The following is a 12,530-nucleotide window of genomic DNA, read 5'->3' as shown; positions in this document are numbered from 1 at the left end:
ATCCGTCCTGATCAGTCCAGCAGCCCGAGGGCGACGAGGTCGGCGATCGGGACCGGCTCCGGGTCGACGCCGCAGCGCGGCAGGACGGTGCGGACCTGCTCGACGGCGGCCTCGGGCAGCTCGTCGAGCTCCCGGGCCAGCTTCTCGCCGTCGGTGCAGGCCAGGGCATCCTCGGCCGGGTCGGGCGAGGCGCTGACCCCGGTCATCCGCGCGACGGCGGCGATCAGGTTCAGCAGGCCGTGGCGGCCGCGGGGCGTCGACGCGGACGGGTCCTCGCGGACGATCCGGTCGATGCCCTGGGCCGAGATCCCGCCGGTGCCGCTCTCCAGGCCGGCCAGCAGGAACTTGTGCACGTCCACGATCTCCGGCACGTCGGAGGCGCGCGGCCCGCCGAGGCGGATCTTCGGGGTGCAGCCGTGCTCGGCGACCTTGCGGACGGCGGCGAGCCAGGCGAGCGTGCCGTCGGCGTCCCCCTCGACGGGGCGGCGCGGCTCCACGACCGGGGTCACCTCGTCCGGCACGAACTCCGAGACGCGCTCGAGCCAGATGCCGTCGACGTCCGGCGGTGCGGCGCACTCGACGGTGCTCGGGGTGAGCAGGCTGGAGCGGGAGAACACGGTCGACAGCGCCTTCGGCACCGCACCCAGCCCGGTGTCGACGACGAGGGCCAGCTCCGCCGGCCGGCTCGGCGCGGAACGGGCGAGCTCGGTGACGACGGCGGGCAGCTGCGACGCGGGGCAGACCAGCCGTCCGACGAGGCCTCCGTAGTGGCCGTCGCGGGCGGCGAGATAGCGCGACACGACGGCGTCGACGCCCGGTGCGACGGTCCTCGGCTGCAGCAGGCTGGTGTCGTCGACCAGCGCGGCGAGCAGCGGACGGATCGGCCACGGGTCGGCTGAGGAACCCGAGGGCACGGTCATCACGTCGACAGACGCTAACGGTCGGGTCACGGCGACCCATCAACGGGGGTTGCCCCCCTGTGTGCGCAGCCACTGGACAGGCGATACTTCCGACTGCTTAGGTAAGGGTTACCTAATCGGAGGTGAGAGTGGGAACGACCCGAGTGCGCCGCCCCCCGACGCCCGCCGTCGCCGAGCGAGCCCGCAGCCTCGTCACCCGTGGTGGCCGCGCGGCACTCGTCGGCACCGGCGAGCCGGAACCGTGTGCGCCGCTGATGCACCACACCTGGCCGGACGGCACGACCGACCTGCTGCTGCCCGACGACCACGTGCTCCGCGAGCGCGCCCGGCTCACCCTCGACGGGCTCCCGGTGATGCTCGAGCTGACCGGCAGCACGCCGGTGCCGCTCGACGAGCCGGTCCGGGAGCTGCTGTGGCTGGTCGGGACCCTGCAGGAGCCGGACCCGACGACCGGCCGGGAACGGGCGCTGCGGCTCGCCGAGAAGGCCCCGCACCCCAACCTCCTCGACGCCGGGCGCGGCGCCACCCTGCTGCGGCTGCACCCGTCGTCGGCGGTCTACTCCGACGCCGAGGGCTGCGCGCCGGTCTCCCCGACCGAGCTCGCTGCCGCCGAGCCCGACCCGTTCTGCCGGGTCGAGCAGGTGTGGCTGGAGCACCTGGACCGGGCGCACCCGGAGATGCTGTGCGCGCTGCGCCGGCACCTGCCCGACGGGCTGGGGTTCACCGGCGGCCGGGTCCGCCCGGTCGGCGTGGACCGCTTCGGGCTCCGCGTGCGGGTGCCCACCGCGACCGGCACCCAGGACGTGCGGCTGGCGTTCTCCGCACCCGCGGACACGCCCGAGGAGCTGCAGCGCCGGTTCGCCGAGCTGGTGGGCTGCCCGGCGGCCGGGAGCCGCTGAGCCGGGCTCAGGGACCGGCGGGTGCCAGGTGCTCGGCCTGCACCTTCCGGGTCACCTTCCGCTCGGCGACGAACGACGCGACCGGGATGGTTCCCGCGGCCAGGATGACCACGGCGAACACCGGCTTCCACCGGCAGCGCTCGGCCAGGATCAGCGTGCACACGATGTAGATCATGTACAGGAAGCCGTGCACCATCCCGATCAGCGCGACCGGCCGCGGGTCGCCGAACAGGTACTTCGCCGGCATCGCGTAGAAGGTCAGCAGCAGCAGGCCGACGCCGGTGACCCAGGCGGAGATCCGGTAGGCCTTCAGAGCGGTCGCGACGGTCACGGGGTGGACTCCTCCCGGTGCCGGGCCGCCAGGCGGGCCAGCTCCTCGTTGTAGGCCCGCAGCTGCGGGTCGGTGCTGCGGGGCGGGGCGGCGTTCGCCGGGCGGGACGTGAACGGCGACGGCCCGGCCGGGGGCGCCGGGACGGCAGGCTCGGGGGTCGACGTCGAGGCCGACGCAGCGGCCGGCTCCGAGGCCGGCGCAGTGGCCGGCGCCGCGGACGGCACGGTCCCCGCGACCGCCGTCCCCGACCCGGCGACGGGTGCCTCCGCAGCCGACGGCGCCCTGTCCGGCGGCCCCGCGGTCCCGCCGGGTCCGGCCGCGCCGGCCGCCTTCAGGTCGGCGATCTCCATGCTCAGGAAGCGCCACCACATGACGCCGAAGAAGACGGCGAACAGGGGCCACTGCAGGCCGTAGCCCACGTTGAGGGCCGAGCCCATCGCCGATCCCGCCCGTCCCCACTGCCAGACGGCCAGCCAGGTGCAGGCGGCCATCGCGCCGAGTGTGAGGACGTGCCAGACCATCCACCTCGGGGACAGCAGCAGCCGCATCACGCCGACCAGGGTACGCACCCCGGCGTGGCGACGGCCGGGCCCCGACGAGCGCTCGGTCACTCGCCCGTCCGGTGGGCTCACGCCTCCGGCGGTCTCGCCCACCCGGTCGGCTCCGCGCGGTGATCCTCGGTTCGCGCGGTGATCCGCGGACCGCGCGTGTCCGGACGCGCGCGAGCCGCGGATCAGCGCGCGCGATGCCGATCAGCGCGATGCCGATCGGCTGCCCAGGCCCCACCGGCAACCCCGCGACTCGGCCCGCGGAGCCCTCCGGCACCCGGTGCGATGATCGGCCCATGACGAGCGGACCGGTCCCGGCACGACCGCGTGGGGCCCTGCGGGACTGGCTGAGCCCGGCGCCCCCGTCGTTCCCGGGCGTCGCCACCGACCCCCGCGAGCGACGGCTGATCGGCCTGGAGATCGCCGTCGTCCTGACCGTGACGCTGGGCCTGTCCGCGGTGCGCAGCGCGCTGTCGCTGCTCGAGGCCCTGCTGAACCCCGCCCCGCTGGCCGACCAGCAGGTCACCCTGAACGCGCCCGCGTCCACCGACGCCTGGATCGACCTCGCGTTCCAGCTGGTCCGCGCGCTGCAGCTGGCCGGATGGGGCGCGCTGGCCGCCTTCCTGCTGCTGCGGGCGGGCATCGCGCTGCGCCGGGTCGGGCTCGACGGGCGGCGGCCGTGGCGCGACGCGGCGCACTCCGCGGGCCTGGCCGCGCTGATCGGCCTCCCCGGGCTGGGGCTCTACCTGGTCGGACGGCTCGCCGGGATCACCCCGGACGTCGCGCCCAGCACGCTGACCGACCAGTGGTGGCGGATCCCGGTGCTGGTGCTGTCCGCGGCGGCGAACTCCTGGGCGGAGGAGGTCGTCATGATCGGCTATCTGCTCACCCGGCTGCGGCGGCTCGGCTGGTCGGAGAACCGGTCGGCGTTCGCGGCCGCGGTCCTGCGCGGGTGCTACCACCTCTACCAGGGGATCGGCGCGTTCGTCGGCAACCTCGTCATGGGCCTGGTGTTCGCCCGCTACTGGCAGCGGACGAACCGGCTGTGGCCGCTCGTCGGCGCCCACCTGCTGATCGACGTCGTGGCGTTCGTGGGGTACGCACTGCTCGGTGGCGTGCTCCCGTTCTGACCCGGGAAAGCGGCCCTCACCAGCGGAAAGGTGACCCTGTCCAACTGAGACGGACACCCTTTCTGGAGCCGTTCCAGGAAAGGCCGCCAGTCGCTAACCTGGATGACATGACCGACGAGTCGAAGTTCCACGCCCTGCTCAGCGACCAGGTCCGGAGCGAGTTCACCGCCGCCCAGCAGTACCTCGCGATCGCCGTCTGGCTCGACGACGCCGACCTCCCGCAGCTGGCCGCGCACTTCTACGCGCAGGCCGTCGAGGAGCGCAACCACGCGATGATGATGGTCCGGTACCAGCTGGACAACGACCTCACGGCGACCATCCCCTCGGTCGGCGAGGTGCAGAACGAGTTCGCCTCGGTCGAGGAGCTCGTGCAGCTCGCGCTGACCCAGGAGAAGCAGGTCACCGAGCAGATCACCACGCTGGCCCGCACCGCCCGCGACGAGGACGACTACCTCGGCGAGCAGTTCCTGCAGTGGTTCCTGAAGGAGCAGGTGGAGGAGGTCGCCTCGATGACGACGCTGCTCACCATCGTCCGCCGCGCCGGCGACGACCTGTTCCACGTCGAGGACTTCGTGGCCCGCGAGCTCGCGCGCGGCGACGCCGCCGACGCGACCGCCCCGGCCGCCGCGGGCGGCGCCCTGTAGGAACCCCTCGTCGGTCCGACCCGGGGCCCGGCGCTCCTCGCGGGAGCGCCGGGGCCCGCGGCCGTCTAGCGCAGGGTGATCTGCTTGCCCGCGAGCACGTCGCGCGCCCGGTGCTCGGACTCGGTCAGCGGCGTGGCGTCCAGCCCGGCCACCGCCTCGTCGAGCCGCTTCGCGAACTCCGCGGCGGGACCCGCCCACTCCGAGGAGTGCATCTCCCGGTCGACGTCCCAGACCGGCACGAGCAGCCCGTGCGCCCGGAACGACCCGGCGTAGCGGGAACCCTCGCCCAGCTCCAGGCCGCCCTGGCCGGACAGCCGCGCCAGCGCCGCCATCAGCGTCGTCTCGTCCTCGGTCCGTACCCAGCGCACGTGCGCCTTGGACCCGGTGTCGACCCAGTACGCGCCACGCACGCCGTCGGCGGTGACCGCCTCGGTCGGCATGATCACCGAGTTGGCACGCTCCAGCATCGCCTGGGCCTCGGGGTCCGGGCTCTCCGACGGCAGCCACCACGCGAAGTCGGCGTGCACCGTCGGCTCCAGCGGTGTGCCGGGCTCCAGCACGTCCTGCAGCCGCTCGCCGGTGTGCCGCCCGGCGCCGACGACCGGCAGCGACGATCCCGGCTCGGCCGAGCGCGCCCAGGCGAGCGCCCCGGCCAGGTCGGCCGAGAGGTCCCCGGAGCGGGTCTGGACCTGCATGCCGAGCAGGACCTCGCCGTTGTCGCGCACGATCGCGGCGGACGCGCCCGGCAGCACCGAGGCCAGCGTGACCGGACCGCCGGAGCGGACCGGGAGGGCCGCCGTCGCCGACGGGAGGAACTCCCGCATGGCGACGAGGTCGGGCTCCGCCGCGAGACCCTCGAACGGCCGGATGACGATCACGTCGTCACCGGCGCCGTGGCAGGCCTTGTACCGCTTGCCGGAGCCGCAGGGGCACGGCCGGCGCGGGTTGTCCCCCGCGTCGGCGGTGCTGGCACGGTTGCGCGTCTTCTTACCCATCGCCGGGCAAGGTAGCGGGTCGTGCATGTCTTCGATCCGGCCGACCCCGGTTTCCTCGCCGACCCCTACCCCGCCTACGCCGCCCTGCGCGCCGCCGGGCCGGTCCACGACCACCCCGGTCTGGGCGTCCCGGTCGCGGTGACGCACGCGGCCTGCTCGGCCGTGCTGCGCGACCGCGGCCTGGGCCGCATCTGGTCCGACGCCGAGCCCGCGGCCGAGCTGGCCGCGTTCAACCTGCTGCACCGCAACTCGCTGCTGGAGCGTGAGGGCGAGCCGCACACCCGGCTGCGACGCCTGGTGGCCTCGGCGTTCGCCCGTGGCCACACCGAGCGGCTGGCCCCGCTGGTGCGGGCGCGGGCCGGGGCCCTGGTGGACGACCTGGTGGCCCGCATCCGCGACGGCGTCCCCGCCGACCTGGTGGAGCTCGTCGCCGCACCGCTGCCGGTCGCCGTGATCGCCGACCTGCTCGGCGTGCCGGAGGACCGCCGGGCGCCGCTGCGGGACTGGTCCGACGCGATCGTGCGGATGTACGAGCCCGACCCCGGCGACGACGGCCGTCGCGCGGCCGAGCGGGCGTCGGCCGACTTCACGGCGCTGCTGCGGGAACTGGTCGACGAGCGCCGGTCCGGCCGCGCCGCCCCCGCCGGGGACACCGGCACGGGACCGGACCTGATCACCGACCTGCTCGCCGTCCGGGACGCCGGGTCGCCGTCCGTCCGGCTCGACGAGGACGAGCTCGTCGGCACCGCGGTGCTGCTCCTGATGGCCGGGCACGAGGCGACGGTCAACGTCGTCGGAAACGGCGTGCACGCCCTGCTACGGCACCCAGACCAGTGGCAGCGGCTGCTCGACGACCCCGGACTGGTCGGAACGGCCGTCGAGGAGCTGATCCGCTTCGACGCACCGCTGCAGCTGTTCGAGCGGACCGCCGTCGTCGACACCACGGTGGCCGGCCACCCGGTCCCGGCGGGCACCCGGATCGCGACGCTGCTCGGCGCGGCGGGGCGCGACCCGTCCGTCTTCGGCGACGACGCCGACCGCCTCGACGTCGGCCGCTCCCCCAACCCCCACCTGGGCTTCGGGGCCGGGGTGCACTACTGCCTGGGCGCCCCGCTGGCCCGGCTGGAGATCGCCGAGGTGCTGCGCGCACTGCTGGAACGCCTGCCCGACGCCGTCGTCGACGGCGCGCCGGCCCGGCGGCCACGGTTCGTCATGCGCGGCTGGGCGGAGCTGCGGCTGACCGCCCACACCGTCCGATGAACCGAATGCCGCAATGATCTGAGAGCCGAACGGTCCAGCCCTGGGAGCCGTCGGCGAATTGTCGACGGCGCCGCGCAATCAGCGACGGAAAAGGGGCGTCAAGAACGACCGGAACCGACGTCGACGACCCTCGGGCGACGTGGTGGAATCGACGACGATGGAATCGTGGTCGGAACTGCTGCGGACCGTTCTCGCCGTGCCGGGGACGGGGTACACCTGCGTCGCCGACCCCACCACGGGCGAGCTCGTCGCGGACGCCGGCGGGCGTGCCGTACCCGGCCTCGCCGAGGTGCTCGGCTGGGGCGCCGCGCAGGTCGTCGCCGACGGACCGGTGTTCGAGGACGCGGTGATCACCACCCGGGAGGGCGACCACCATCTCCTGCGGGCGCTGCCCCGCGACGGCGCGGCCCCGCTGCTCGCCTACGCCCACCTCGACCGGTCCGGCAGCCCGGTCGCGCTCCTTCGGCGGGCACTGCGCCCACCCGCGACAGCCCCGGCACGGACGGATCCGCAGTTCGCGACGCCTGCTGTCGACCCGGCCGCAGCCCCGGCACGTCCGGTGATGCGGGCCCGGCCGGCTGCGCCCGTGGTGTCGCCACCCGGGCCCGCGGACACCGCACCGGCGACGATCGCGGTACCGAGGCCGTCGCCGGTACCGGACGCCGAGCGCACCCCGGGACCGGCCGTCCCGCTCCCCCGACGCGCGCCCGGCCCCGCCGAGCCGTCCGAGCCCCCTGCCGCGGCCGAGGGTGACGACGCGCACGCCGGAGCCGTCCCCGAGGGCGGCCGGTGGGCCGACGACCTGGGCACCATGGCTCGGATCCTCGCCGCGCTGCGCCGTCTGGACCCGTCGTCGACCACAGGGTGACGACGGGGTGTTGACGCTCCGGAATTGCGCGTTATCGTTGTCCGCCCCGGCGCCGGAAAGCACTGAGATCATTTTCCACGGAATACGGAAAGGGATCGCGGCGCGGGCTCCCCGAGATCGTCGCGGCGACTGCCGCGCGGAAGGCTCCTGAGATGAACAACATCGATCGTTCCCTGGACATGGCCGCCAACATCAAGGGCGCGTTCGCGGTCGCGATCGTCGACTTCGACAGCGGCATGACCCTGGGGTCTCGCGGGGGCAGCCCCGAGTTCGACCTCGACGTCGCCGCGCCCGGGAACTCCGAGGTCGTCCGGACCAAGCTCGAGGTCATGCAGAAGCTCGGGCTGCGCGAGAACATCGAGGACATCCTGATCACCCTCGACACCCAGTACCACCTGATCCGGATCATCCGCGGCACCGACGAGCAGCTGTTCTTCTACCTCGTGCTCAACCGCGCCCAGGCCAACCTGGCGATGGCCCGCCGCGACCTGCGCGTCATCGAGCAGCAGTTCGCCATGACCTCGCCGCAGGCCGGTGCGCCGCAGCAGCAGGGCCAGGCGTTCTTCCCCGCCCAGCAGCGCTGAGGCCCCCGCGACCCACACGACCGATGGGACGTCACCGGCACGCCGTCGCCGTACGCACCGACGGGCTGGCCGCCGTACTGGGGCCGCTGTTCTTCGACCCGCGGATCCGCTCGGCGGCCCTGCTCGACGTGGACAGCGGGATGGTCCTCGACGTCTGCGGGCCCGACACCGCCGTCGGACGGACGGGCCGGGGCGTCCCCGCGGCCCACGACCACCGCGACGAGGTCCGCGGCGCGGCGCACGCCGAGCTCGTCCGGATCGCGCTGGCCCTCGCCCCGAACGCGGGCGGGCGGCTCGGGCTCGTCCTGGAGGCCGGACCGGACCGGCACGTGCTGCGCACCGTCGCCGACCCGCACGGCGGGCGGCTGGCCCTGTCGGTGGTCGTGCGCGGCCCCGACCGGGCCGTGCGGCGGGTCCGCAAGCTGCTGGAGGAGGTCTCCGACGCCGCGCTGACCGCGGGCCCGTCGACGGCGGTCCGCCCCGGCTCGGCGGGCTGGGCGGCCACGCCCGTCGCTCCCGCGCCGCCGCCGGTTCCCCCGACACCCGCACCGGCACCGGCACCGGCACCGGTGGTGCGGCCGGACGCCCCCCGGGTGCCGGCTCCGCCCGGGTTCAGCCCGCCCGGTCCGCCGCCGTGGTCGGGACCGGTGCCGCCGTCGGCGCTGCCTGCGGGGCCCCCGCTCCCACCGGGACTGCCGGCTCCGCGCCGGCCGTACCCGCCGTCGCCGACACCAGCAGCTGCCGGGGACCCTGCGGCCGCGTCGCCAGCAGAGCGGTGAGCAGGCGGACGACCCGGATCGTGCGCCACGCCGTGACCGCGGCGAGCACGTCGGCCCAGGCGTGCAGGACGACCCCGTCGGCCAGCGCCTGGGTGCCGGTGCGGAACCGCCAGAACAGGACGACCGCGCCGAGGACCACGCACGCCGCCCACAGCGCCCACCAGACCAGCAGCTCCCGCGACGGCGACGGCCGCCGTTCCGGCGGCAGGTCCAGCGCGGTGTGCTCGGTCTCGGCCAGCAGCGAACCGGGCGCGACCAGGTTCCAGCCGGGCACCACCCAGCCCGCGACGACCCATCGGCGGCTTCGCCAGGCGCGCGTGCCCGCGCGGTCCGCGGCGGCCCGGTAGGTCCACAGGCTCCACGAGATCATCAACACCCCGGCGGCGATCGTCGCCACCACCGAGGACCAGCCGCCGAACCACACCAGCGCGTCGGAGACCCCGACGGCCTCCGGGGACAACGCGTCGGACCGGCTGAACAGCAGGAGCACGTACCGCCACACCTCGGCGACGGCGGCGACCCCCGACACGACGACGACCACCCACAGCACGGGCACGAGCTGCGCGGCCAGCGCGCGGGCCCGGTCGACCGGTCGGAGCGGGCCCTCACCGGGGACCGGCGCGATCCGCCAGGGCCCCACCGGGAGACCCCAGCGCGGGACGGCGCGGTAGCGGGGCGGGCCGGCGTAGCGGTCCCGCCGGGCGGCCGTGGGCTCGGCGGCCGGCCCACCGGGCGTCGTCGCCACCCAGTCCAGGGCGGCCAGGTACCGGCCGCACCACGGGCAGAACGCACCCCCACCGGGGGGCGCCGTCCGGCCGCAGCGCGGGCACGGCGGGCCCGGCCGTCGGGACGCCGGCGCGGACACGGGTCAGGCGATCCGGGGGGCGCTGCCGTCGTCGGTCACGACCGTGCGGCCCTGGGCGGCCCAGTCCAGCATGCCGCCCTCGACGTTCACCGCCGGGAAGCCCTGCTGGGCCAGGTAGGCGACGACCCGGGCCGACCGGCCACCGGAGCGGCAGACGACGTAGAGCGGGTCGTCGGTGGGGACCTCGCCCATCCGGCCGGCCAGCTCGGACATCGGCAGGTGACGGGCGTGCGGGGCGTGCCCTGCGGTCCACTCGTCGAGCTCGCGGACGTCCAGCATCGGGGCGTCGGCGGGGAGATCGGACACGCTCACGGCGGGAACCGGGTCGGACATGGCGCCATCCTGCCACGCCGCCCCGTCAACCCGCCGTGAGCGGCGCGGGTCAGCGGCCGTCGTCGCGGTAGAGCGACCCGTGCGGGATCGTCACCTCGTTCGGGTCCAGCGGCGGCTGGACGGCCCGGTAGCCGCCGGTGGCCTGCGCGGGGCGGTACCCGCCGGTGCCCTGCGGCCCGGGCCTGCGCCCGGTCCCGAACCGGTCCGGACGCCCGTCGGCCCCGACCGCGGGCTGGGTGCCGGTCAGCCCGGTGTTGCCGAACAGCTCGCCGGCCTGGCGGCTGGTCTGCGGCCGCTGCTGCCCCGGGTTCGGCCGGGGCTGCGGACGCGGCTGCGAGCGGTGCCGGCCGGATCCCTCGGCCTCGCGCCGGGGGATCCCGATGAGGTCCTCGGCGGGCACGGCGGTCGACTTCGGCGCCTCCTTCGGCGCGGTGGTCGCGCGCACCGCACCGGCACCGGTGAGCGAGCGGACCTCCATCTCGGCGTAGCGGGCGGCGTTGAACCGTTCGCGGCCGCCGAGGAAGGTGCCGATGATCCCGAGGGCGAAGGACACCGGGATCGACACCAGACCGGGGTTGGACAGCGGGAAGAACGCGAAGTCCGCGTTCGGCACCATCGAGGTCGGGGACCCGGACACGGCCGGGGAGATCACGATGAGGCCCACGCAGACGATCACGCCGCCGTAGATGCTGCACAGCGCACCGGCCGTGTTGAACCGCTTCCAGAACAGCGAGAACAGGATGGTCGGCAGGTTCGCCGACGCGGCGACGGCGAACGCCAGCGCCACCAGGAAGGCGACGTTCTGGCCGTTGGCGACGATCCCGCCGCCGATCGCGACCAGGCCGATGACCAGCGCGGTCGTCCGGGCGACCTTCACCTCGGCCTCCGGCGTCGCGTTGCCGCGGCGGAGCACGTTGGCGTAGACGTCGTGGGCGAACGAGGCCGACGCGGTGATCGTCAGACCGGCGACGACCGCGAGGATCGTCGCGAACGCCACCGCCGAGATGAGGCCGAGCATGATCTCGCCGCCGAGGGCGTAGGCCAGCAGCGGCGCGGCGTCGTTCTGGTTGGCGCGGGTGATCGTCCCCGGCGGCAGCAGCGCCGTCGCGCCGTAGCCGAGCACCAGCGTGAACAGGTAGAAGATGCCGATCAGCCAGATCGCCCAGACCACCGATCGCCGGGCCTCCTTGGCCGAGGGCACGGTGTAGAAGCGCATCAGGATGTGCGGCAGACCCGCCGTGCCGAGCACCAGCGCGAGCCCCAGCGAGATGAAGTCGATCTTGTTCGTGTACTGCAGGCCCGGGTTGAGGATGGCCTCGCCGCGCTCGGAGTTCTCGGTGGCCTGCTCCAGCACCGCGGACAGGTTGAACCCGTAGCGGCCGAGCACCCAGGTGGTGAGCACGGCGGCACCGGTGAGCAGCAGACCGGCCTTGATGATCTGCACCCAGGTGGTGCCCTTCATGCCGCCGAACAGCACGTAGACGACCATCAGGCCGCCGACGACGACGATCACCAGCGCCTGCGACAGCGTGTCGGTCTTCGGGATCTGCAGCAGCAGCGAGATCAGCCCGCCGGCCCCGGCCATCTGCGCGATCAGGTAGAAGAGCGAGACGACCAGCGTCGAGGTCGCTGCGGCCGCGCGGACCGGGCGCTGGCGCATCCGGAACGCCAGGACGTCGCCCATCGTGAAGCGGCCGGTGTTGCGCAGCAGCTCCGCGACGAGCAGGAGCGCCATCAGCCAGCCGACCAGGAAGCCGATGGAGTAGAGGAAGCCGTCGTAGCCGTAGAGCGCGATGGCTCCGGCGATGCCGAGGAACGAGGCCGCGGACAGGAAGTCACCGGCGATCGCGGTGCCGTTCTGCGGGCCGGTGAACGCGTGGCCGCCGGTGTAGTAGTCGGCGCGCGTGGCGTTCGTGCGGCTGACCCGCAGCACGATCATCAGGGTCACGATCACGAACAGCAGGAAGAACCCGAGGTTCGCGGTGACCGAGCCGACCGACTCGGCCTGGGCCAGCACCGACGTGGTCATGCGCGCACCTCCGCCTGCTCGACCCGGGCGCGCAGCTCGGCGGTCGGGCCGTCGATCTCACGCTCGGCGAACCGGACGTACAGGGTCGTGATCAGGAAGGTGGAGACGAACTGGCCGAGGCCGACGAGCAGCCCGACCGTGATCGTCCCGACGACCCGGATGGACATGAACTCGGGGGCGTAGCTGGCGAGACCGACGTACGCGAGGTACCAGGCGAGGAAGATCGCGGTCATCGGGAACACGTAGCGCCGGAGACGGCTGCGGTACGCCCGGAACTCGGGACTCGCCTGGACCTGCTGGTAGATCGTGCCGGCCGAGCGCTCTGCGGGGCTGCTCATGGCGCCG

The 12,530-nt window shown here is 74.5% G+C and carries 13 protein-coding genes and 1 pseudogene; 6 read left to right on the top strand and 8 right to left on the bottom strand.

Annotation, left to right across the window (positions count from 1 at the left end):
* Window positions 1-11 precede the first annotated feature (11 nt).
* A complete protein-coding gene (locus tag ZF1_RS00455) occupies window positions 12-920 on the bottom strand; it encodes a hypothetical protein (RefSeq protein WP_208818742.1) in 909 nt (302 codons plus the stop codon).
* 128 nt (window positions 921-1,048) lie between these two features.
* Here ZF1_RS00455 and ZF1_RS00450 point away from each other — a divergent pair, with 128 nt between their 5' ends.
* Window positions 1,049-1,819: a DUF2470 domain-containing protein gene (locus ZF1_RS00450; protein ID WP_482636211.1), complete on the top strand. Its 771-nt coding sequence runs from the start codon at window positions 1,049-1,051 to the stop codon at window positions 1,817-1,819.
* A gap of 7 nt (window positions 1,820-1,826) precedes the next feature.
* On the opposite strand, the gene ZF1_RS00445 is transcribed toward ZF1_RS00450, so the two are convergent.
* Window positions 1,827-2,150 (bottom strand): DUF3817 domain-containing protein, encoded by a 324-nt coding sequence (locus tag ZF1_RS00445; RefSeq protein WP_020625020.1) that lies wholly within the window; start codon window positions 2,148-2,150, stop codon window positions 1,827-1,829.
* Complete coding sequence (locus ZF1_RS00440; protein ID WP_482638657.1) at window positions 2,147-2,698, bottom strand: hypothetical protein; 552 nt, start codon at window positions 2,696-2,698, stop codon at window positions 2,147-2,149. Before ZF1_RS00440 ends, ZF1_RS00445 begins: the two co-directional genes overlap by 4 nt.
* Before the next feature lie 296 nt (window positions 2,699-2,994).
* On the opposite strand from ZF1_RS00440, the gene ZF1_RS00435 reads away from it, so the two are divergent.
* Together ZF1_RS00435 and ZF1_RS00430 are read left to right on the top strand one after the other, a co-directional pair.
* The gene (locus tag ZF1_RS00435; protein WP_346102291.1) at window positions 2,995-3,828 is read left to right on the top strand and encodes a CPBP family intramembrane glutamic endopeptidase; all 834 of its coding nucleotides are present in this window, start codon (window positions 2,995-2,997) and stop codon (window positions 3,826-3,828) included.
* Window positions 3,829-3,935: 107 nt separating this feature from the next.
* The gene (locus ZF1_RS00430) at window positions 3,936-4,472 is read left to right on the top strand and encodes a ferritin (protein WP_482636210.1); all 537 of its coding nucleotides are present in this window, start codon (window positions 3,936-3,938) and stop codon (window positions 4,470-4,472) included.
* Window positions 4,473-4,537: 65 nt separating this feature from the next.
* On the opposite strand, the gene ZF1_RS00425 is transcribed toward ZF1_RS00430, so the two are convergent.
* Window positions 4,538-5,467 (bottom strand): DUF5926 family protein, encoded by a 930-nt coding sequence (locus tag ZF1_RS00425; RefSeq protein ID WP_100879147.1) that lies wholly within the window; start codon window positions 5,465-5,467, stop codon window positions 4,538-4,540.
* A 21-nt stretch (window positions 5,468-5,488) separates the two neighbouring features.
* Here ZF1_RS00425 and ZF1_RS00420 point away from each other — a divergent pair, with 21 nt between their 5' ends.
* From ZF1_RS00420 to ZF1_RS00410, 3 genes are all read left to right on the top strand, one after another.
* On the top strand, window positions 5,489-6,727 hold the full coding sequence (locus tag ZF1_RS00420; protein ID WP_482636209.1) for a cytochrome P450: 1,239 nt from the start codon (window positions 5,489-5,491) through the stop codon (window positions 6,725-6,727).
* A 157-nt stretch (window positions 6,728-6,884) separates the two neighbouring features.
* On the top strand, window positions 6,885-7,595 hold the full coding sequence (locus tag ZF1_RS00415; RefSeq protein WP_482636208.1) for a hypothetical protein: 711 nt from the start codon (window positions 6,885-6,887) through the stop codon (window positions 7,593-7,595).
* 152 nt (window positions 7,596-7,747) lie between these two features.
* On the top strand, window positions 7,748-8,179 hold the full coding sequence (locus ZF1_RS00410) for a hypothetical protein (protein WP_178376579.1): 432 nt from the start codon (window positions 7,748-7,750) through the stop codon (window positions 8,177-8,179).
* A gap of 612 nt (window positions 8,180-8,791) precedes the next feature.
* Here the strand turns inward: ZF1_RS00410 and ZF1_RS00405 are convergent.
* The 4 genes and pseudogenes from ZF1_RS00405 to ZF1_RS00390 form a co-directional block, all read right to left on the bottom strand.
* Window positions 8,792-9,703 carry a DUF4328 domain-containing protein gene (locus tag ZF1_RS00405; protein WP_482636207.1) on the bottom strand — a complete coding sequence of 304 codons (912 nt, stop codon included), beginning with the start codon at window positions 9,701-9,703 and terminating at the stop codon, window positions 8,792-8,794.
* A gap of 123 nt (window positions 9,704-9,826) precedes the next feature.
* On the bottom strand, window positions 9,827-10,156 hold the full coding sequence (locus tag ZF1_RS00400) for a rhodanese-like domain-containing protein (protein ID WP_482636206.1): 330 nt from the start codon (window positions 10,154-10,156) through the stop codon (window positions 9,827-9,829).
* 436 nt (window positions 10,157-10,592) lie between these two features.
* Window positions 10,593-12,185: pseudogene (locus ZF1_RS00395) on the bottom strand (solute symporter family protein); the annotation flags it as partial.
* The gene (locus tag ZF1_RS00390; protein ID WP_062399142.1) at window positions 12,182-12,523 is read right to left on the bottom strand and encodes a DUF485 domain-containing protein; all 342 of its coding nucleotides are present in this window, start codon (window positions 12,521-12,523) and stop codon (window positions 12,182-12,184) included. The gene ZF1_RS00390 and the pseudogene ZF1_RS00395, both read right to left, overlap by 4 nt.
* Window positions 12,524-12,530 lie beyond the last annotated feature (7 nt).

This window comes from Pseudonocardia sp. ZF1, assembly GCF_056835605.1.
This window is presented reverse-complemented; position numbering and strand designations above follow the sequence as displayed.

Coding starts and splice junctions, on each gene's coding strand:
- ZF1_RS00455 (WP_208818742.1), bottom strand. CDS start 920: ATGACCGTGCCCTCGGGTTCCTCAGCCGACCCGTGGCCGATCCGTCCG.
- ZF1_RS00440 (WP_482638657.1), bottom strand. CDS start 2,698: ATGCGGCTGCTGCTGTCCCCGAGGTGGATGGTCTGGCACGTCCTCACA.
- ZF1_RS00435 (WP_346102291.1), top strand. CDS start 2,995: ATGACGAGCGGACCGGTCCCGGCACGACCGCGTGGGGCCCTGCGGGAC.
- ZF1_RS00430 (WP_482636210.1), top strand. CDS start 3,936: ATGACCGACGAGTCGAAGTTCCACGCCCTGCTCAGCGACCAGGTCCGG.
- ZF1_RS00425 (WP_100879147.1), bottom strand. CDS start 5,467: ATGGGTAAGAAGACGCGCAACCGTGCCAGCACCGCCGACGCGGGGGAC.
- ZF1_RS00415 (WP_482636208.1), top strand. CDS start 6,885: ATGGAATCGTGGTCGGAACTGCTGCGGACCGTTCTCGCCGTGCCGGGG.
- ZF1_RS00410 (WP_178376579.1), top strand. CDS start 7,748: ATGAACAACATCGATCGTTCCCTGGACATGGCCGCCAACATCAAGGGC.
- ZF1_RS00400 (WP_482636206.1), bottom strand. CDS start 10,156: ATGTCCGACCCGGTTCCCGCCGTGAGCGTGTCCGATCTCCCCGCCGAC.
- ZF1_RS00390 (WP_062399142.1), bottom strand. CDS start 12,523: ATGAGCAGCCCCGCAGAGCGCTCGGCCGGCACGATCTACCAGCAGGTC.